Below are 20,794 nucleotides of genomic sequence, written 5' to 3'. Positions count from 1 at the left end.
GCCCAGAAATCAATTTTCGCTGCATTTCAAATACCGTATAAACCATTGATAATCAGAAGGTTACAGTTGTTTACAAACAAAAAGTAGTTTAAATTATGCTTCACTGCTAGGATTAAATAGATAATTTAAAAAAGGAGTCTGCCACAATGGGTACTATGATCACATTAATCGTGATTGCAGCGTTGGTGTTGTTCTTTGTCACCATTTATAACAAGCTGGTCACGCTTAGAAACCGTTTCAAAAATGCATTTGCGCAAATCGACGTTCAGCTTAACCGTCGTTATGACTTAATTCCTAACTTAGTCGAAACGGCCAAAGGCTACATGAAGCACGAAAAGGAAACCCTGGAAGCCGTTATCAGCGCTCGAAATAGCGCCGTATCAGCGAACCAGACCGCGGCTGCCAATCCCGACGATCCTGATGCAATTAAGCACTTGAATCAAGCAGAAGGTCAATTAACAGGAGCACTTGGCCGTTTATTCGCGTTATCAGAAGCTTACCCAGATCTTAAAGCTAACCAAACAATGGAACAGTTAATGGAAGAACTAAGCACCACGGAAAACAAAATTGCTTTTGCACGTCAGGCTTATAACGACTCAGTTATGGAGTACAACACTTACCGCGAGCAGGTGCCGAATAACTTTATCGCCAACCCATTTGGCTTTAAAGAAGCAGAATTGTTCGAAATCGAAGACGAGCAAGTTCGTGAAGCCGTTAAGGTTGATTTTAGCTAATTCATAACGCTAACTTTCAACTATGGACTTTTTTGAGCATCAAGCAGCAGCTCGGCGTAAAACCAAGCTGCTGATCTTCTACTTTTTATGCGCCGTCATTTTAATCGTTGTCGCCTTAAACCTCGCCATTTGGGGCTTATTCAATTTTAGTGGATTCGCCACTAACAACGATGGACAGGGCATGTCTTTAAGCCAATGGTTTAAAGAAAGTTGGTTCTATTACATCACTTTCGGCTCTATCGGCTTAATTGTCATTGGCAGTCTCTACCGTTGGATATCGCTAGGCGATGGCGGCAAAGCCGTAGCGCGCATGGTCAATGGTCGGGAAATCTTGCCCGATACTAATGATTTGTTAGAGAGACGCTTACTCAACGTGGTTGAAGAAATGTCAATTGCCTCTGGAACCTCCGTTCCGACGGTGTACGTCATGGATCAGGAAGATGCGATTAACGCTTTTGTCGCTGGTATTGAAAGCGCAGACACGGTAATGGTCGTAACCCGAGGCGCTCTAGAACAGCTTACACGCCAAGAGCTCCAAGGCGTTGTTGCTCATGAGTTCAGTCATATTTTTAATGCTGACATGCGCATTAATGTTCGACTTATCAGCATCTTAGCGGGTATTTTAATTCTCGGCCAAGCGGGCTACTTTATGATGCGAGCTTTCCGTTACGGTGGCTCTACTCGTAGCAGTAAAGAAAGTGGCGGCGCAGTAGTCGCTATTTTATTGATCGGCCTGTCCATTTATGCCATCGGCTCCATCGGATTATTCTTTGGGCGTTTGATTAAAGCCGCTATTTCACGTCAACGTGAATTTTTAGCCGATGCCTCAGCCATTCAATACGCTCGGGACAATGAAGGTTTGGCTGGCGCTTTTATCAAAATTCAACGCCAAAGCTCCTTGCTCAACAACTCCCACGCTGAAGAAACCAGCCACATGTGTATCGCTGAGCCAATTAAACTAAGCTTTAACAGTTTAGCGACGCACCCACCAATTGAGAAGCGCTTGTCCGCGATCATGCCAGGTTGGCGACAGTTTAAAGAGCAAAAAGATCAAGAAGCCGAGCGTAAAACACAACAGCAAGCTTTAGAAGAAGAGCGTCAAAAAGCACAGGCAGAAACCGAAGCCAAAGACCGAGGATTTGATATTGGCGGCCTCGCTGATACGGTTGGTAAACCAACCACTATGCACATGCATGCCGCCGGCGAGCTGCTGATGGCCTTACCGGCGATTATTACTACCGCCGCACACGGTCATCATTCTAGCAGCCACGCCATGCACTTGGTTTTCGCGCTATTGTTAAGCGACCATGGGCAAGTAGATGAATCCTCATTAGCCCTCATTCAAAACGTTTACGGCGATGATAGTAGCGATAAAATTTTAGAGCTAGCAAGCCATATCACAAAAGAACAGCGCCAGCTCCGTCTTGCTATTCTTGACTTGGCTATGCCGAGTTTACGCCGTCTATCGCAAGCGGAGCGCAAGCAATTCTTTAGCCTATTACGCAAACTGATCCACCAGGATAGCCACGTTAGCCAATTTGAATACGTCTTGTATTCTCTTATCCACAAAAATCTAATTGGCGCAGGTCAGCAAAGCAAGAAAGCGATCATGCGTTTCAGTAAAGTCGAAGCGGAATTACAGGTGTTGTTATCAGCCGTCATTCACGCTAGTGGTCAAGAGCAGGCAACCAAAGAAACCGTGTTCAAGCAGGTATTCGACGGTTTTAGCTCAAGCCAGCTACAGCTACTGGATGATTCATTTGATGCAGAGACCTTTCATCAGGCATTGAACACCCTGCGTCGTTTGTCGCCGATGCTGAAAAAACCGTTACTCAATGGTCTAGAAGAAGCGATTGAACATGATGGCGTCATCGAGCACCAAGAAATTGAGTTATTGAGAGCCATAGCAGAATGCTTAGACTGCCCTATCCCACCGATTATTGAGAACACTCAGAAAGAAGCCGCAGAAATGCTTAGCTGATAAACGGATGTGGCTCTGTTAATAACAAAAGCCATCTACCCAAGCTCCTTCTTCCTTTATTCATTCCCTTTCTAATATCTCTTTTAATTCCAATACGGATTTCGAGCCAAGGCCTCTTCACGCATACCTTTAAGCACCACCAAAGTTTCCGTTTCCGTATCGTCAATCAGCGGGTCTTCGACACCCTCAACAGCCAGCGCCTTTTCAAGGTAGACCAGTTGTTGCAGCAGTTGAATGTTAGCTACAATATCAGCCCAACCACGGCGATACTCACGACGTGCTCGGTCATCAAACAAGCAGCCAAAGAACAAACCGATATCCAGAGTACGGGTCATCTTAGGTAGATAGTCAATATAGTCTTGCTTACTTAGAGTAACTTTCTCGGATAAATGGCGTCGCATATCACGTAGCAAGTGCTGCAATTGCTTTGTGGCGTAAGAATAAATTTCTTTTTTCTGAATTTTTTCAGCGTTACTTTCACCAATTGCTTCACGCCACTCTTTTAGGTAGAGCCAGCGAGAAAAGCGAAGTAGCTTCAAGTTATACGAAGGCGTTTTTAGGTACTCAACAAAGATTTTATGCTCTTTAATGAATGACTGCTCTAACCCTGACTCTAACTTTGCAAGCTCATCATAATGGAAACCGTATAACTTACTGTTATTTAACCAATTAATTTCTTCAGCAATGGTAAATAGCTTGGAAAAGTTCTTAGTGATTTCGCGCCAATCTTTGCGTAAATGAATCAAACTATGGCGTGGAATTACAGCGGCAAAGACCGAGTACATGGTTTGCATAAACATAAGAGCTCTATTCAGCTGCAACACTGCATCGATGCTTGGTTCACGCTTGATCTTTTTAATGTGATACTGCCAATGCCCGAGCCCTTTATGAGCAACACTTTCAAAAGCGGCTTCAGCGGAGGTTTTGGACGTCAGGTTTACTAAATCCAAATGCTTGGTGTATTCAGGGGCAGAGTGACATAGCCGATAGCCCCGCTCTGCCTTGCTTTCGCTATCGAGCACCAAGTCGAATTGTTCAATCAACTCACGCCCAAGATCAAACAAGACACTGGCTTCACCCTCTTTTAGCTCTAGCTCTACTTCACACAAGTCTTGGCTTTCTTGAGCAATGGTCGACGACTCTTCTGCCATACAGTTGATCTGACCTTGATCCAGTGCCACTTCGACTTGCGCGCCGTTATAGCCAATAGTGACGACGTCGCGATTAAAGTTTGTGGTGAATATTGGGGCGAGAGGACCATCTTCTTCCTCAGCTTCCTCTAACAGGATCATAAGGTAAGGTTCGTCCACTAGCTCTAATTGAAGCTTGTCTTCTGGAATCGTATGCTCAGACTCGTTGCGCTGGTACAAACCACCGACGACACGCCCCGCAGACTTTACCGACTGGATGTAGTGGTCACCGTCTTTGCGAATGCGAAGACCGATATCCGTTCCTCTAAGTCTATGATTTTTCGTATCAAAATAGGTGTTGTGGAGGTATTTCTGCTCCCACTCTAGCTCCGCTGAGTTGCTCTCAGAGCATCCCACTTCCTTCAACCACTGTTTTACCTGTTTAATCTTATCGGTGCTTGCTGACAGCTTTAATTCTACTTCAATCGACATTGTTTATTGTGCTTAATAGCAAACTCATGGCCTCAGTTTACAGCGGGAATTCCATCTTGCCAAACCTTTATCTAGCCATAGCCTTAGTGCTTATTTATAATGTGACATTAAATTTCATTCATTAGTAACCTTTTTGGGGTAGATATGGCCAATTCAATACTCGATATGTTTGCGTCATCACCGATTCGCCCGATGCAGGATCATATGCGCAAAGTACATGAGTGTGCGAAGCAATTGATTCCTTTCTTCAAGGCGACTCTGGCAAAAGACTGGCAAGAAGCAGAAAAAATTAAGGATAATATTCGCCAGCTTGAAAATGATGCGGATGACTTAAAGCACGACCTTCGCATGCACCTTCCTAAAGGATTATTCCTTCCAGTCGCTCGTACTGACCTTCTCTCTCTCCTTAGCAAACAAGACAAAATCGCTAATATCGCTCGCGATATTTCAGGTTTGGTGTTTGCCCGTAAAATGGACTTCCCAGAGAATGTTCATAGCGATCTTATCGGTTTAATACAGCGCTCTATTGATGCGTCAAAGCAGGCGTTTAAGGCAATTAACGAGCTGGATGAGTTGCTGGCTACCGGTTTCCGTGGCCGTGAAGCACATTTAGTTGAAGAACTTATCGAGCAGTTAGATTTGATTGAGAACGATACTGATGACCTTCAACGCGGTCTATTGTTCAAGATCTTCGAGCAGGAAGAAGAACTTCCTCCTGTATCAGTCATGTTTATGTATAAAGTCATTCGTTACATTGGCGATCTAGCTGACAGCGCACAAAGCGTTGGCTCACGCCTTGAAATGACTATCGCGCGTTAATTGAAACACGCACATTAATAAACCAGGTTCAGTAGGGGGAACTTGTGGATTTTTTATTACAAAATGCAGACACCATGATCTGGATCGCCGTCGCTTTCGGCTTCTTGATGGCATTCGGTATTGGTGCAAACGATGTTGCTAACGCAATGGGGACGTCGGTTGGTGCGAAGGCACTAACCTTAAAGCAAGCTATTATTGTTGCAGCAATTTTTGAATTTGCGGGCGCTTACCTTGCCGGCGGTGAAGTAACCAAAACCATCCGTAAAGGCATGATTGACTCGAGTTACTTCAATGGCCAGCCAGAATTACTGGTCTTCGGTATGATGGCAGCACTCTTGGCGGCGGGTATTTGGCTCTTAATCGCATCTAAGCTCGGTTGGCCGGTATCAACAACTCACTCTATCGTCGGTGCTATCGTTGGTTTCGCCGCTGTTGGTGTCGCCTTTGACGCCGTAAGTTGGGGCAAAGTTGGTTCAATCGTTGGTAGCTGGGTTATCACCCCTCTACTAGCTGGTGTTATTGCCTTCCTCATTGTTCTCAGCGTTCAAAAGCTGATTCTCAATACCGAAGATCCTTTCCAAAGAGCGAAGCGCTATGTGCCTTTCTACATGTTCTTGGCGGGCTTTGTTATTGCTCTTGTCACCATCATGAAAGGCTTAAAGCACGTCTTTAAAGACAAGAGTATTGAGCTAAGCATGGTAGAGATTTACTTAATTGCTGCTGGTGTGGGTGTCATCATTGCGGTGATTGGTGCCATGTTCATCAGTCGAATTAAAGTCGATAAGAAAGAAAATAAAGACTATCAATTCGCCAGCGTTGAAAAAGTATTCGCTGTGCTGATGATCGTTACCGCTTGTGGTATGGCGTTTGCACACGGTTCAAATGACGTCGCTAACGCTATTGGTCCGTTAGCTGCGATTGTTAGCGTGATTCAAAGTGGTGGCGAAATTGGTGCTAGCGCTTCTGTTGACCCTCGCATTCTTCTTGTTGGTGCCATTGGTATCGTGATTGGTTTGATTGTCTTAGGTAGCCGCGTCATGGCGACAATTGGTCAAAAAATCACACACTTAACACCAAGTCGTGGCTTTGCGGCAGAGTTAGCAGCCGCTTCAACGGTGATTATTGCTAGTGGTGCCGGACTTCCTATCTCGACTACACAAACCTTGGTTGGTGCGGTTCTAGGTGTCGGTATGGCTCGTGGTATCGCGGCTCTTAACCTTAGCGTGGTCCGAAACATCTTTGTTTCTTGGGTAGTTACGCTACCTGCTGGCGCAATACTATCGGTAATTTTCTTCTATATCTTTAAAGCAATTTTCTCATAATTCTTTTCTGGTATACCGATTAGTTCTAAAGCTTAAAAGAAAGGTGGTCACATATGTTGACCACCTTTTCTTTATTCCCTCCAAAAGAAATATAGCCATCCAGACAGAAATTCTTTATTTATCAATACCTTTTGCAACCTTGCCTTTTGTACTCAATAACTCTTTATTTTTACAGCTTCAATATTTGTAGGGCCTTACTAAGATCCTATAGGACGGGCACTACACAGCTAATGGCATAAAAGGTCTGAAACGCGAATTTACTGGTTGCTTGGGTATAAAAACCTCCATATACTTGCCCACTTAAACCGTTTAATCTGACCAGGATTGATATGTTACGTATCCTGACTTTATGGGCAATATTCTTCGCTTCTGCAGTATCAGTCGAACAGACTCATGCAGCTGATGAAAACACCTCAAACAGCCCAGACACCCCAACCAGTTATTACGTTTCAGACGACATTGGCGTGGTTCTGCGTAGTGGGCCGACTAACCGCTATCGCGTTATCGGAAAAATATCCGCCGGAACTCCAATCACTATCCTTCAAAGCGACACCGCTAACGAAAGCAGTGAAGTACGAGTAGCTAGTGGTGACACTGGCTGGATTCAAACCGACTACATCACCGACGAACCTACGGTTCGTGCTAAATACCAACTGTTGTTACAAGAAAATTCACAATTAAAACAACAGGTTGAAGAACTAGCACAAGATGTCGCTGATAAAGACAATATTATTCAACTCAACAACAACCTTCAGCAGCAAGTTTCAGAGCTTGAGAACGAAAGGGATGTGTTACAACAGCAGGCTTCGTTGCAAAAAGATCGTTTCCATAAAGATGTTTTCTACGCAGGAGCCTTAGTGTTATTGTTTGGTATGTTCATCAGTTGGATACTTTTAAGATTTAGTCAAAAGAAACGTCAACGCTCCGGCTGGCGTTAAGGTTTATAGGTTTATGTTTTAGGTATTAAAAAGAATGTTACGAGCTAGTCATATATTTTCAGATAATTATAAGCACCTGTCACTGGACGAATGGCAGGGATTGATCACCCAAAATTACGCAGTCGATGAATCAGATTATCTGAATGAACTGCTGGCGCTAGCCAAGCCTGATAAGGACACTATCGAAAAAATTACTCGTCAAGCCAGCGACCTTGTCACCGCAATTCGACAAGATGAACGCTCTAAAGACGGCGTTGAAGCCTTTCTTCAACAATATAGTCTGAGCACTAAAGAAGGCATTATTCTAATGTGTTTAGCGGAAGCCTTATTACGAATCCCCGATGCGCGAGTCGCAAACAACCTGATTCGAGATAAGCTAACGTCCGCAGACTGGGAAAAACACACTGGTCAAAGCGACTCTTATCTGGTCAATGCTTCAACATGGGGCTTAATGCTCACTGGTAAAATCGTTGATACGGATAAAGATGGCGATGGCAAACCCGACAGTATGATTCGCGGTTTAATCGCCAAGTTTGGTGAGCCCGTGATTCGCCAGGCAATGAACCAAGCAATGCGTATCATGGGCCGTCAATTTGTTCTAGGCCGTACGATCAAAGAAGCCTTGAAGCGTGGCTCAAAGAGCGTTCAAAAGGGATACACGCACTCCTTCGACATGCTTGGCGAAGCGGCTTATACCGCTTATGACGCGAAACGCTACTTTGAGGCTTACAGCAACGCTATTGATGAAATTGGTGCAGTCAAAACTCAAAGCGGCGTCAAGGCGCCAAGTATTTCGATCAAACTATCTGCCCTACATCCTCGTTATGAAGAAGGCCAGCGTGATCGTGTATTAACTGAAATGGTTGCTACAGTGAAAAAGCTTGTCGAACAAGCTCGTGAGCTGGACGTTGCCGTAACCATTGACGCAGAAGAAGCCGATCGTCTTGAGCTATCGCTTGACGTGTTTGAAGCAGTCTATGATTCAGCCGTGTGTAAAGACTGGCAAGGCTTTGGCATGGTGGTTCAAGCCTACTCAAAGCGTGCTTTGCCTGTTTTAGGTTGGCTGAACGCTTTGTCACAAAAGCATGGCCGTCGAATTCCGCTACGCTTAGTGAAAGGTGCTTACTGGGATCAGGAAGTCAAATGGTCACAACAAGGTGGTTATTCTAGCTACCCCGTATTTACACGTAAGTGTGGTACCGACGTTTCTTACCTAGCCTGTGCCAAGTATTTATTAAAGTCACAAGATGCTTTTTATCCGCAGTTTGCGACACACAACGCGCAAACGGTATACAGCATTTTAGATATGGCTGAAGGCAATCGAGACTTTGAGTTCCAACGCCTACACGGTATGGGTGAATCGCTTTATGATCTGGTTTTAAAGCAATATCCAGACATTAGCTGCCGTATTTATGCGCCAGTGGGTAACCATAAAGACTTACTTCCTTACCTTGTAAGACGCTTGTTGGAAAATGGTGCTAACACATCATTTGTCCATCAGTTAGTTGATGAGAATACAGCTATTTCAGAGCTGGTAGAGCATCCTTGCGACACATTAGAGAGCTTTGAAACCTTACATAACGATCGAATTCCACTGCCGCCACACATCTATGAAGATTTTGGCGAGATGCGTTTAAACTCAAGTGGTGTTAATTTACATATTCATAGTGAGATAGAGCCTTTTATGAACCAGGTCAAACATTTCTTAGATAACCAATGGCATGCAAAGCCAATCATTGACGGTCAGGAATACACAAGCAACGAAGAGCAGGTGATTTGTCCTTACGACCACAGCCATACTGTTGGCACGGTTCATAAGGCGACTGAAGAACAAGCTCTTAAAGCTTTAAGCGTTGCCCATGATAACTTTATTGCTTGGGATGTAACGCCAGTTCAGCAACGTTCTGCATTGTTGGACAAAGTCGCTGACGCGTTAGAAGCCCACAAGCATGAATTGATTGCGCTGTGTAGTCGTGATGGCGGTAAGAGCTTACAGGACGGTATCGACGAAGTTCGTGAAGCGATCGATTTCTGCCGCTACTACGCTTATAACGCTCGTAACCAGTTCGGCCATGAAATTCACTTACCAGGCCCAACGGGCGAAAGTAATGACATGTACCTCCAAGGTCGTGGTGTTTTCGCATGTATCAGCCCATGGAACTTCCCGCTTGCCATTTTCATTGGTCAAGTTGCAGCAGCACTGGTCGCCGGTAACACCGTTATCGCCAAGCCAGCGGACCAAACCACTTTGGTCGCGTACCGCGCTGTGCAGATCATGCATGAAGCTGGTATCCCAACGAGCGTACTACAGTTTGTACCGATTCGTGGTTCTGTATTAGGTAAAGTGATTCTTTCTGATAACCGTGTTGCTGGCGTTGCCTTTACCGGCTCAACCAGTACCGCTCATACCATTAACCGTACCCTAGCCCAACGTGATGGCATGCTATCACCATTAATCGCTGAAACTGGCGGTCAGAACGCTATGATCGTAGACAGTTCAGCATTACCTGAACAGGTTGTAGAAGATGTGATTCACTCAGCTTTCACAAGCGCGGGTCAACGCTGTTCAGCACTTCGCGTTTTGTATTTGCAGGAAGATATCGCAGACAAAATTATCGAAGTCCTTTCTGGTGCGATGCAAGAGCTACGCCTAGGTAACCCAACGGACTTATCGACTGACGTTGGGCCTGTAATCGACATGGCTGCTCGCGAAGAGTTACAAGGTCATATCGACGAGCTAAAAGCTGCCGGTAAGTTTATTGCTGAAACACCGATGCCAGAAGGCCTTGAGGGTCACGGCAGTTTCTTGTCGCCGGTGGCATTTGAAATTGATCATATTAATGATCTGGATCAAGAATGGTTCGGCCCTATCGTTCATATTGTTCGCTACAAAGCTAAAGACTTGGACAAAGTCATCGACCAAATTAATGACTATGGCTTTGGTTTAACGCTCGGTGTTCACTCTCGTAACGAGTCAACGGCTATGTACATCGATAAGCGCGCTCGCGTCGGCAACGTTTACATTAACCGTAATATGATTGGTGCGACAGTTGGTGTTCAACCATTCGGTGGTCAAGGCTTATCGGGCACAGGTCCTAAAGCTGGTGGTCCGTTCTACTTATATCGTTTTGCGACTGAGCATACACGTACCAATAACACTGCTGCTATCGGTGGTAACGCAACACTTCTTTCGCTTGGTGATGAAGACGTTTCTCCAGAGTTTTTACAAAACGACTCTGACTAAAAGGAACTGATATTCGTAAAAATCGTAATAAAAGGCACAGCTCGTCTGTGCCTTTTTTGTAAGCCCCTTAACTAATCGCTCAACCACCATGGCACATATTTCAGAAAACTTTATACAGCATATTGAGCAACAACTACCTGATCATATCAAGCTAGAGGAATTTATAGCGGCTTGTCAGCGTCCTTTAAGGAAAAGTTTTCGTGCCAACCTCTTGAAGACTGATACCCAAGCTTTACAAAGTTTGTTCGAAGCCGAAGGTTACCAACTGACTCCAATCCCTTGGTGCGAAGAAGGCTTTTGGGTTGATGAAAGCCATAAAACACTACCCGAAAACCTTGGGAATTGGCTACCTCATCTGCAAGGGCAACTTTATATTCAAGAAGCCAGCTCTATGCTTCCGGTTAAGGCGCTTTTGCATGACTTTGATTATTCAAGCCAGTCGACCTTTTTGGATATGGCGGCGGCTCCCGGTTCAAAGACAACGCAACTAGCAGCACGCCTAAACAACCAAGGACAGATCATAGCTAATGAACTTTCGTCTACGCGCCTTAAAGGCTTGTCTCATAATATTCAACGCTGCGGAGTCGTGAATACCGCTTTGAGCCATAATGACGGAACTATTTTTGGAACTGCGACACCGGAGTATTTCGATGCCATTTTGCTGGATGCGCCCTGTGGTGGTGAAGGGACTGTAAGAAAAGATGAGCAAGCACTAAACAACTGGAGTTTGGATAAAGTCGTCTCAATTTCTGAGCTACAAAAAGAATTAATTACTAGCGCTTATCACGCCCTCAAACCTGGTGGACGTCTTGTCTATTCGACCTGCACCTTATCGCAAGAAGAAAACCATGCCGTATGCCAACATCTGCTTACGCAATTCCCTGATAATGTGACTATCAAGCCCCTTAATGACTTATTCGAGGGCGCAGAAAAAGCAGCGACCTCTGAAGGCTATTTACATGTATTCCCTAACACCTACGACTGCGAAGGTTTTTTTGTTGCTTGCTTCGACAAAGGTAATGCAATGGGGGCTGCTAAGGAAAACAATCACAACCGAACGCAAACTAAAGTGGGCAAGTTTTCTAAAATATCAGATAAAAATTTTGAGTCAGTAAACAGTTACAGCCAAATATTTGGCTGGGACTTAAGCCCGATCAAAGCGAACCTATACACTAAAACACTACGCAATGGTTCTGAAGAAGTATGGTTGTTAGATGATGCTATGCTAACCTTTAACAACACCTTGAAACTCAATCGTTTTGGTTCAAAGTTGTTCGAACTCAATAAACATGGACCGAAAATACAACACCAAGCCATTACAAGTTTTGGTCAAGAGTTGACGAAACAATCTATCAGTTTGAACGAGAAGCAAGCCCAAGAATATTTGCAAGGAAGGGATATCTTCCTTGAAGACAGTAGCCCACCAAAACATAAAGAAGTCATCGTGAGGTTCAACGGGGTATCGCTTGGCCTAGCTAAACACTTAGGTAATAAGCTTAAAAATAATTTACCCAGAGATTTAGTAAGGGATAATATTTTTACCCAACTGTAATAAAGTTGTTACTCAACATTAACATCTTCAAGGCTGGGAAGAACAAACTCTTGGCCTTTGAACACCACTACCAAGTCATTCTCTAAGATTTCTTTAATTTCCAGTTCTGCACTAATCTTGTCACCTTGTGCGTAAGCCTTGCCATTTAACATGACAAAACGATCTTTCGCCTGAGTGGCATAAATATGGGTGGTATATACTAAACGCGGCAAATCAGTCTTAGTGAGTGATGCTGTTGTGTTACGTTCAGGAGCTTGAGTTACAGTACTCTCCTGGCTTGTGCGGTTAGGCATCGCCGTTTTTCGAACCTTTCGAACAACAGGTTCAGCAACCTGAAGCGGCTTGCTCACCACCTGAGTATCATCAGAACCCTCAACCGTTTTGTATGATTCTTCTACTTCGTCTTTTGTTTGCGTCACTGGTGGATTGGCGACTACAGCTGGCGCAGTTTGCCTCTGCGCCAGTTGCTCAGAAATGTGTTGGGCGGAAGGATTAAGTAAAATAAAAATTAGGACGCCAATCGTAAGAATTAATACTATGACAATAATTGGCCAAATCCATTGCCTAAAACTTTTTTCTTCTTCAAGCTCATGATACGCATGCTCACTCGATAAATCAGGTACCTCATTATTATCCTCACCCGATTTATTCTTTTTTAGTGCATCAAGGATATACGACATTATTGCTCTCCCTGCTGAGTCATTACAGAGCCTTTCTCCAGTTTAGGGATATTAGTCACCACGTTATTATTGAGCATAATGACGGAATGCTTACCTAGAATCCCATCAGCAACCAAACCATTCTCCATTTGAAATAGCATCAACCAATCTTCTACTTTTTTTGAAAAGCGATCAGCTGGTGAGATATCCACGTTATCAATGGTATAAATCGCATCCGTTAACCAGCGTACTACGGGGCCAGTATCACCGTACTTTGTATGCTCGATAAAACCATCAGGCATTTTCCAGAATAACCGATACTCTCCCTGCCATAAAGGATTCAGCTTTTCTTGAGTCATACGTACTTCATGATCACCAAACTGCAACACGAGCTTATTACCTTCAATCGCTTTTAATGTTCCCCAAAAAGATCCTGATTCTTGAGTTGAAAACTTAAGGTTTAATGGGCGATTGAGTTGTTTTATATAGTCCCAATCTGCGGTACCATCATCACAACTCAGGTTGTAGTCAAGTGCAAAGTCACAAGGCTCGGATGCTTGGTATGGATAATAACTCACGCCCCATAATGCAAATAAATTCCTTGCTGACCTTAAACCTTCTCGGTCCCAACTTTGGTCTCCCCAAAACTCCTGAGCCAACTCATCATTACTTTTTGTAAGCGGCTCGTTCTTCAGCTTGTTATTAATGCGACTGTCGTCTAATGCTTTTTGTATTGGTTGAGCAGTACTATCAACCATGGTCTCTTTCTTGATACTTTGAGGATACTGGGTGATGACAATATAAGCCGCTACCGTTAATAATATTGCGAAAGAAACACCAAACCAAACCAGCTTATGATTTTTTGAAGCTTGATTCACAGCTGTATGACTATCACCGAGCACTTCTGGTATAGCTCTTTTCACAATAGGTTCTGTAACCGTATTTTTCTTTTCAACAAAAGCGCCCAGCAAAGCCCTGTCTGAAATAACATTGATCAAACGAGGAATACCGCCGCTTGCTTGATGGATCCGTTTAATTGCTGAAGACTTAAACAAAGGCCTCTGTAATCCAGCAATCCGTAGGCGGTGCCCAATATAAGATGCCGTTTCATTTAGGTTTAAAGGTCTTAAGTGATATCGGGCCGTAATTCGCTGCGCTAGTTGTCGCAACTCTTTCTTTGCTAAAAGTTCCTGCAACTCAGGCTGGCCAATGAGGATAATCTGCAACAACTTTTTATCATTGGTTTCAAGGTTAGTGAGCAAACGAATCTGCTCCATGACCTCAACACTTAGATTTTGAGCCTCATCAATCATCAGAACCGTATTCAGTCCTTGCTCATGATTCTTAAGTAAATAATCACGCAACAAATCCGTGAAAGCTTTTAAACTTCGCTCTCCCTGCTCATATTGAATACCAAGCTCGTCACACATCGTCGCCATGAGCTCAATGGCATCAAGCTTTGGGTTTAAGATATAAGCCAAGCGAACATCGCTCGATAACTGCTCGAGTAAACAGCGACATACGGTTGTTTTTCCAGTCCCAACTTCACCAGTCAGCATGACGAAACCACCGCCAGAGCCTATGCCATACAACAAATGGGCTAAAGCATCACGGTGACGCTCACTCATGAATAAAAAGCGAGGGTCCGGCGCAATGGTAAATGGAGAGCTTTTAAATCCAAAAAAATCGTTATACATATCACGTAGCTCACGTTCGGCATGAGCAGTTATTGTCTAAGTTTGCAGCTTTGCTTATTATAAATAGAGCATGTTAAGCGTTCTAATATATGACAAAGCCTCAATCGGTACAATTGCTATGATCAAAAGATGGTTTGCAGGAAGCCCTATACTCGTATTTTTTACGCTGAGCCTGTTGGCGCTTCAAGCTCCTGCTAAAATTTATAAATGGGTTGATGAAGATGGAAATACACACTACTCAGACAAGCCGCCCAAGGATAAACGCATCAAGGCCAGCCAGCAAAATCTCGATAATATGAATGTGATACAGATGCCGCGCCCCGTGAAAACACAGACTCTCAGTAGCAATCAATGCCAAAAAGCTGTCGATAACTTTACTCAAAATTATTCAAACCACAAAAAAGCCATCGAGAAAGAACTCGCGCAAGGTGTTATAGACGATATGCAATTTGCCGATCGTCTCACTCAGCTAGAAACCCTTAAAAAACAAGTCACTCTAAAAAACTGCCACAAGGCTGATCCTGAGCTTAATACCCTGCTACACTGTATGGCAAAGAATCCGAATACACAGGTTTGCAGTTAATTTATGGAGATTTACCTAGTTGGCGGCGCGGTCCGTGATCATTTGCTGGGACTGGACGTTATCGACCACGATTATGTGGTGGTAGGCGCATCTCCTGAACTCATGAAGCAACAAGGCTTTAAGGAAGTTGGTAAAGACTTCCCTGTGTTTTTGCACCCAGAAACCGGCGATGAATACGCCTTAGCACGAACCGAGCGTAAGTCTGGCAAGGGTTACAAAGGGTTTGAGGTCGATTTTTCAGAGAACATTACGCTTGAGCAAGACCTACAGCGTCGCGACCTGACCATTAACGCCATTGCGCGGCATGAAGATGGTTCGCTTGTAGATCCCTATAATGGTCAACAGGATCTCGAACATAAAACTCTACGCCACATATCGCCCGCGTTTGCCGAAGACCCGCTTCGCGTATTACGTGTCGCCCGCTTTGCGGCACGTTTTCACCATCTTGGGTTTTCAGTGGCTCAAGAGACGCTGGCGTTGATGATGGAACTCAGCAATCAAGGGGAACTTGAATACCTAACACCTGAAAGGGTCTGGGTCGAAACCCATAAAGCGCTTTCAACTCAGTCGCCACAAGTCTTCTTCGAAGTGCTCAGAGAGTGCGGCGCATTAGAGGTGTTGTTTCCTGAAATTAATCAGCTATGGGGTATCCCTAATCCAGAAAAATGGCACCCTGAAATCGATACCGGCGTCCATACCATGATGGTGCTAGAACAGGCGGCACGTAAGACTGATGATATTTGCGTGCGCTTCGCCGCAGTGGTTCACGATCTAGGAAAGGGCGTGACCCCCAAAGATCAGTGGCCCCAACACCGCGGACATGAAGAAGCTGGAGTACCACTCATCAAGCAACTGTGTCGCCGAATAAAAGCGCCAAAAGATTACGAGAACTTAGCGGTTAACGTATCGCGCTTTCACCTCCACAGCCACAAAATGTTTGAGTTACGCCCTAAAACCGTACACAAAGTTTTAAAGTCTATCGGCGCTTATAAAAAGGAGTCGCTCCTTGAGCAATTTATTTTAGCCTGTGAAGCCGACTTTAATGGCCGCCTCGGTCTTGAAGAGAAGCCCTATACTCAAGGCGACTTACTTCGTCAGTGCTACCAGGCCTCTAAAAAAATTGAGTCACAACCGCTCATCGACCGTGGTTATGAAGGCGCAAAGCTAGGAGAAGCCATAGAACGCGAAAGGGTTCGTCGTATAAAATCAGTCCTAGAAAAAGAAAAAGCGGCTAACTAAGCCGCTTTCCTATTAACTGTAGAAGAGTATCAATAAACCAATACCCAACGCTAGACGGTACCAGACGAAAGGCATAAAGCCGATTTTCTCAAGCCACTTCAAGAAGAAGTGAATACAAGCAAAAGCGCTGACCGCTGAAACAATAATGCCTAGAATCAAAAAGCTCCAATCAAACTTCGCGCCTTCCTCAACCAGTTGATAGCCCTTTAGACCGCCCGGAAGCAGGATAGCTGGGATGGATAGCAGGAACGAATAGCGCGCCGCCGCAGTTCTCGAAAAGCCCAGCATGGCCGCTGCGGTCATGGTAATCCCGGAGCGAGAGGTTCCTGGAATTAACGCCAACGCCTGTGCCAAGCCAATTGCAAACACATCACGCAACCGCAAATCGTATTCGCTTTTGAAATCACGACGTTTTTTACCGTTATATCGTGTTTCAGCAAATCCTAGCAACAAACCAAACACTATCGTGGTCGCCGCAATAACCGGGATCGAACGAAGATAATTATCGACGATATCAAACGCCTCAAGGAATAAACCAAACAAGCCAACAGGGATCGTCCCCCAAATCACCGCCCACGCCAAGCGAGAGTTTGGACTCGATCCCTTACCCGTCACCGAACCAAACCACGCAACAACCATCTCCACAATTTCTTTGCGGAAATAAATCATCACCGCCGTCAAAGTCCCCACATGCACTGCAACATCAAACGCCAAGCCCTGATCCTGCCAACCGAGTACCTTCGACGTCAAAATCAAATGCGCCGAGCTCGAAATTGGCAAAAACTCCGTAAGCCCTTGAATTAATGCTAAAAATACCGCCTGAAGCCAATCCATATTATTTCCTAATATTGTATATCACCCGACTCTACTCGTTACTATTTGATGACCAAAGGTTGAGTTTTAGGCTCTTATTGAGCCCTTATATTGAGTTGAAACAAGTTCTAGCTATAGCAATTCAAAACAGGACGTTTTGAATAGTGACATTCAGACCATGGATGGGATGTATGTCACGGTGCGTTAAATAGCTAGCGCTTGTTGAAAGTAGTCATGCCATGCATGACCTCAATATCGGGCCGTCTTTCTTTTGGTTCCTTTTCTTGGACGAGCAAGAAAAGGAACCATAAAACTATTACTCACGAAATAAAGGTAATCATCATTTGGTTAAACCGACATAAAACCCGTAAATCATCACCTGAATGAAAATAATAAACCAAAACCAAGCACCAAAACCCACAGCCTTCAAGGTAAAGGTATTTAATTTTTTACTGCGCCAAACAAGGAGTGATGATAAACAAATAGAAATCACCACGGCCAACGCAAGTAGCCAATACCAGCTATCATCTTTACCTGCGGCGGCACCGAGGGCCAGTGGCGAGAATAGTCCTAAAAAACCTGCAACGATTAATTTTTTCATGCTTGATGTAATCCGAGAGATTGAAAACCTGTGAGCGTGCCTGAAAATTGTTTTGATAAGCCTAACACTTTAATGTTTTGACCCATCTCATTTGGCATCAACAACGTTTGTAGCTGTTGCGCTACCGATAGGTTGGACATTGTATCAGAATCTTGCCCCTGCGCCACGAACTGCTCGATACCACTTAACGTTAGGAATTGTGCTTGTGGCGTAAAGCCTAAGATTTCTGCCCCCGTATCTATCGCTGTTTGTGCTAACTGAGTAAAGTTTACTGAGCTGGTCACATCCTGTAAGCCAAGCAAGGCCAGTGGCATCGAATGCTTCTTCTGACGATAGTAGCACTGCAAAGTACCTTGCGGCCGATACGGAGAGTAAAGTTCCTCAGCTTCGAAGCCATAATCCAATAACAAGATGCAACCTTGCTCAAGTGAACCCAAAACACTTCTCAACCAATCACTTCGTAAATCGCTAGACTCCGCCAAGTAACCTTCAGGCCAGTGTTGTACATAGTCTTCATGACGCTTTTGCCAACCTTGGCTGAATGGAGTCGGTTCGAAAACTAATGTGAAACCTTGGTCATGGCACGCTACAAAACCTTGCGCCACACCCTCTTCGGTCTTCATCAGTAGCTCAACCGGTATAGCATCGACAACTTCGTTACCGATAATCACGCCTTTGAAACTTGCCGGTAAAGTATCCAACCACACGACTTTGGATTTCAAATGAGGACAGATGTCGTTCAATAGATGCTTCTGGCGTTGTCGAAGCTCAGCCGAGACTTCAAGGACATAATAGGTGTGTGGTAAGTTTTTTTCTGACTCCAACTGCAGCAAGATATCGCACATCAACTTCCCTGAACCAGCTCCGAGCTCGAGAATGCAAGCATCCGTGTCCTGCCAAGCTTGCATGATGACTTTAGCTAACGTCTTGCCAAACATTGGTGATATTTCTGGCGCAGTGACGAAGTCTCCACCAGCGCCTAATTTGTAACTTCCGCTACTGTAATATCCCAGACCAGGGCTATAGAGCGCGTGGTGCATGAATTCTGAGTAAGGTATTTTGCCTTTGAAATATACCTGCTGAGCGATTTTTTGCGCGAGCTGGAAACTGGCTTCCTGCGCGACATCATTCGGCTCAGGTACCTCCAGCGTTTGGCATTGTTGCTGTAGTAATCGTTGATACTCTTGAAAGTTACGACAAAACTCTGGCAAAGCCGCTGGCTCAACAGACATTATAAAAACTCACCACCGTCGATCGGTAATACTGCACCGGTAATAAACTCCTGTCCCACAAGAAAAGCTACGGCTTCGCCAACGGCTTTCGGTGATCCCGTACGCGCTAACGGAATTTTTTCAGCCATACGCTCAAAATGGTCTTGGCTAGCACCCGGTGGCGCCATGATCGCGCCTAGCGCCAAACCGTTAACTTGGATGTTCGGGGCTAAATCTTGCGCTAAAGATTCGGTCAAATGCCACAGCCCAGACTTCGATAGTCGATACACCAAATGATCACCCGCAGGCTGATTAATTCGAGCGTCCAATATATTAATGATATGACCTGACAAAGGCGTGTTGTCGACGAAGGCTTGAGATAACATCAGCGGTGCTCTTAAATTCAGCCCCATCGTTGCTTCCCAATCGGCAAGCCCATCCATGATGGTATCGGTTTCGGGAAAAGTAGCAGCGCTGTTGATTAATACAGAGAGGTCATTCTCTTTAAACACTCGATCGACTAGCGCTTTGCACTGCTCTGGCTGAGTTAAATTAGCCTGATAAAGCTTAGCTTTAACACCAAATTTTTTAATCTCTTCCGCAGTTTGTACCGCTTCGTGTGAAGATTGATTGTAGTGCAGTGCAATATCATAACCTTGTTCAGCTAATGCTAGGGCGATAGCTTTGCCAACGCGGATAGCGCCTCCAGTGACTAAAGCGGTTCTTCTTGTCATGGCGTTTTGCTCCATTCAAAATCAATGGCCCACAGTTTTTGTTCTTCTTTTTTACCAAAAGCGTCCCATAACTCTTGATAGGATGTCTTTTCGACAGGGTGCAAAGCCTTTGGTGCAATTTCAGCTAACGGCAACAGTACAAAAGCATGATGCAAAATTTCGCCTCTTGGCAATTGAATCGGTTTATCGCACACCAAGTCATCATAGAGTAGCAAGTCGATATCCAATGTACGATTACTGTATTTCGCTTCACCACGAACACGACCCGCGGCTCTTTCGATCATTTTAAAAGCTTGATCAACTTGAGAAATCGTCAGCTGAGTTTCGGCACTCGCCACTAGGTTCAAAAAATTGTCACCATCAAATCCAACGGCTTCACTTTCATAAACGGCAGACACGACTAAGTCCGTAAAATAGTATTTTAACTGTTCAACGCCAAACCGTATCTGACGCTCCGCATCTTGATTACTGCCAATACTGATATAAATTTTTGGCATAACGAATCTTTTTACGCCTCTTTAACCTTAGTTCCGCGCTCAATTAACACTCCCACGTTCTTAGAGCCGCGCACCGCTCCTGGCTTGCTCAACTTCAGCTTCAACCATGGCACATTGAACTCCGTTTGAATAATTTCGGCAATCTTCTCAGCGAGCGTTTCCACTAATTGAAACTCAGCTTCCTCAACAAAGCTGATCACTCTTTTCGCCACAGACTTATAGTCCAAACATTGGTCAATCGTGTCTTCTTGTGCTGCTGGACGAATATCGTGCGCCATTTCTAAATCAATGCTAATGGTCTGGCGAATCTGACGCTCCCAGTCATAAATACCAATGACCGTATCGACTTTTAAATCTTCTATAAAAACAATATCCACGCTTTTCTCTAATTCTTCTGTTAGTAGCTGGTTAGAATATCAAATTCCAGCCAATTTGTTATCAATAGACGCAATTTTTGTATAAACTACAGTCAATGACCAAAAGCGACCTATTTAAGATGGAGTTTCGAGTCTTCAATGACACGCTTGCAGATAATAAAACATAAGGAT

Annotated in this window: 18 protein-coding genes; 9 read left to right on the top strand and 9 right to left on the bottom strand. The window is 44.5% G+C overall.

Annotated elements, in window-relative coordinates:
- Nucleotides 1-146 precede the first annotated feature (146 nt).
- Complete coding sequence (locus KFK88_RS03750) at nt 147-734, top strand: LemA family protein (RefSeq protein ID WP_223577316.1); 588 nt, start codon at nt 147-149, stop codon at nt 732-734.
- A gap of 22 nt (nt 735-756) precedes the next feature.
- Nucleotides 757-2,715, top strand: a complete 1,959-nt coding sequence (locus KFK88_RS03745; RefSeq protein WP_223577315.1) for a M48 family metallopeptidase — start codon at nt 757-759, stop codon at nt 2,713-2,715.
- Between the two features lie 83 nt (nt 2,716-2,798).
- Here the strand turns inward: KFK88_RS03745 and KFK88_RS03740 are convergent, their stop codons facing one another.
- The gene (locus KFK88_RS03740; RefSeq protein WP_223577314.1) at nt 2,799-4,337 is read right to left on the bottom strand and encodes a CYTH and CHAD domain-containing protein; all 1,539 of its coding nucleotides are present in this window, start codon (nt 4,335-4,337) and stop codon (nt 2,799-2,801) included.
- Nucleotides 4,338-4,481: 144 nt separating this feature from the next.
- Between KFK88_RS03740 and KFK88_RS03735 the strand changes: the two genes are divergently transcribed.
- The 5 genes from KFK88_RS03735 to rsmF all read left to right on the top strand — a co-directional run bounded on the left by KFK88_RS03735 (nt 4,482) and on the right by rsmF (nt 12,212).
- Entirely contained in the window at nt 4,482-5,156 is a 675-nt protein-coding gene (locus tag KFK88_RS03735; protein WP_223577313.1) for a TIGR00153 family protein, read from the top strand.
- Between the two features lie 74 nt (nt 5,157-5,230).
- Nucleotides 5,231-6,478 carry an inorganic phosphate transporter gene (locus KFK88_RS03730; RefSeq protein ID WP_263296372.1) on the top strand — a complete coding sequence of 416 codons (1,248 nt, stop codon included), beginning with the start codon at nt 5,231-5,233 and terminating at the stop codon, nt 6,476-6,478.
- A gap of 329 nt (nt 6,479-6,807) precedes the next feature.
- A complete protein-coding gene (locus KFK88_RS03725; RefSeq protein ID WP_223577311.1) occupies nt 6,808-7,416 on the top strand; it encodes a TIGR04211 family SH3 domain-containing protein in 609 nt (202 codons plus the stop codon).
- A gap of 34 nt (nt 7,417-7,450) precedes the next feature.
- The gene (gene putA, locus KFK88_RS03720; RefSeq protein ID WP_223577310.1) at nt 7,451-10,660 is read left to right on the top strand and encodes a bifunctional proline dehydrogenase/L-glutamate gamma-semialdehyde dehydrogenase PutA; all 3,210 of its coding nucleotides are present in this window, start codon (nt 7,451-7,453) and stop codon (nt 10,658-10,660) included.
- An 88-nt stretch (nt 10,661-10,748) separates the two neighbouring features.
- Nucleotides 10,749-12,212, top strand: coding sequence for a 16S rRNA (cytosine(1407)-C(5))-methyltransferase RsmF (gene rsmF / locus KFK88_RS03715; protein ID WP_223577309.1), 1,464 nt, complete (start codon nt 10,749-10,751; stop codon nt 12,210-12,212).
- Between the two features lie 8 nt (nt 12,213-12,220).
- Here rsmF and KFK88_RS03710 read toward each other — a convergent pair whose 3' ends face one another.
- Both KFK88_RS03710 and KFK88_RS03705 read right to left on the bottom strand, forming a co-directional pair.
- Nucleotides 12,221-12,892, bottom strand: a complete 672-nt coding sequence (locus KFK88_RS03710; protein ID WP_223577308.1) for a general secretion pathway protein GspB — start codon at nt 12,890-12,892, stop codon at nt 12,221-12,223.
- Nucleotides 12,892-14,568 (bottom strand): ExeA family protein, encoded by a 1,677-nt coding sequence (locus tag KFK88_RS03705; RefSeq protein WP_223577307.1) that lies wholly within the window; start codon nt 14,566-14,568, stop codon nt 12,892-12,894. Before KFK88_RS03705 ends, KFK88_RS03710 begins: the two co-directional genes overlap by 1 nt.
- Before the next feature lie 70 nt (nt 14,569-14,638).
- On the opposite strand from KFK88_RS03705, the gene KFK88_RS03700 reads away from it, so the two are divergent.
- Nucleotides 14,639-15,151, top strand: coding sequence for a DUF4124 domain-containing protein (locus KFK88_RS03700; RefSeq protein WP_223577306.1), 513 nt, complete (start codon nt 14,639-14,641; stop codon nt 15,149-15,151).
- 3 nt (nt 15,152-15,154) lie between these two features.
- Nucleotides 15,155-16,390, top strand: a complete 1,236-nt coding sequence (locus tag KFK88_RS03695) for a multifunctional CCA addition/repair protein (RefSeq protein ID WP_223577305.1) — start codon at nt 15,155-15,157, stop codon at nt 16,388-16,390.
- Nucleotides 16,391-16,402: 12 nt separating this feature from the next.
- Here the strand turns inward: KFK88_RS03695 and KFK88_RS03690 are convergent, their stop codons facing one another.
- The 6 genes from KFK88_RS03690 to folB all read right to left on the bottom strand — a co-directional run bounded on the left by KFK88_RS03690 (nt 16,403) and on the right by folB (nt 20,623).
- Entirely contained in the window at nt 16,403-17,224 is an 822-nt protein-coding gene (locus tag KFK88_RS03690; RefSeq protein ID WP_223577304.1) for an undecaprenyl-diphosphate phosphatase, read from the bottom strand.
- Nucleotides 17,225-17,543: 319 nt separating this feature from the next.
- Entirely contained in the window at nt 17,544-17,804 is a 261-nt protein-coding gene (locus tag KFK88_RS03685; RefSeq protein ID WP_223577303.1) for a hypothetical protein, read from the bottom strand.
- Nucleotides 17,801-19,036 (bottom strand): class I SAM-dependent methyltransferase, encoded by a 1,236-nt coding sequence (locus KFK88_RS03680; RefSeq protein ID WP_223577302.1) that lies wholly within the window; start codon nt 19,034-19,036, stop codon nt 17,801-17,803. Before KFK88_RS03680 ends, KFK88_RS03685 begins: the two co-directional genes overlap by 4 nt.
- Nucleotides 19,036-19,749 (bottom strand): SDR family oxidoreductase, encoded by a 714-nt coding sequence (locus KFK88_RS03675; RefSeq protein ID WP_223577301.1) that lies wholly within the window; start codon nt 19,747-19,749, stop codon nt 19,036-19,038. Before KFK88_RS03675 ends, KFK88_RS03680 begins: the two co-directional genes overlap by 1 nt.
- The gene (gene folK / locus KFK88_RS03670; protein WP_223577300.1) at nt 19,746-20,246 is read right to left on the bottom strand and encodes a 2-amino-4-hydroxy-6-hydroxymethyldihydropteridine diphosphokinase; all 501 of its coding nucleotides are present in this window, start codon (nt 20,244-20,246) and stop codon (nt 19,746-19,748) included. The genes KFK88_RS03675 and folK overlap by 4 nt, the downstream gene beginning before the upstream one ends.
- Nucleotides 20,247-20,257: 11 nt before the next feature.
- A complete protein-coding gene (gene folB / locus KFK88_RS03665) occupies nt 20,258-20,623 on the bottom strand; it encodes a dihydroneopterin aldolase (protein WP_223577299.1) in 366 nt (121 codons plus the stop codon).
- Between the last annotated feature and the right edge of the window lie 171 nt (nt 20,624-20,794).

The sequence above is a fragment of the Kangiella taiwanensis genome, from assembly GCF_020005165.1.
In the GTDB taxonomy this organism is placed as follows: domain Bacteria; phylum Pseudomonadota; class Gammaproteobacteria; order Enterobacterales; family Kangiellaceae; genus Kangiella; species Kangiella taiwanensis.
The sequence above is the reverse complement of the archived record's forward strand: the minus strand, read 5'-3'. Positions and strand labels throughout refer to the sequence as shown.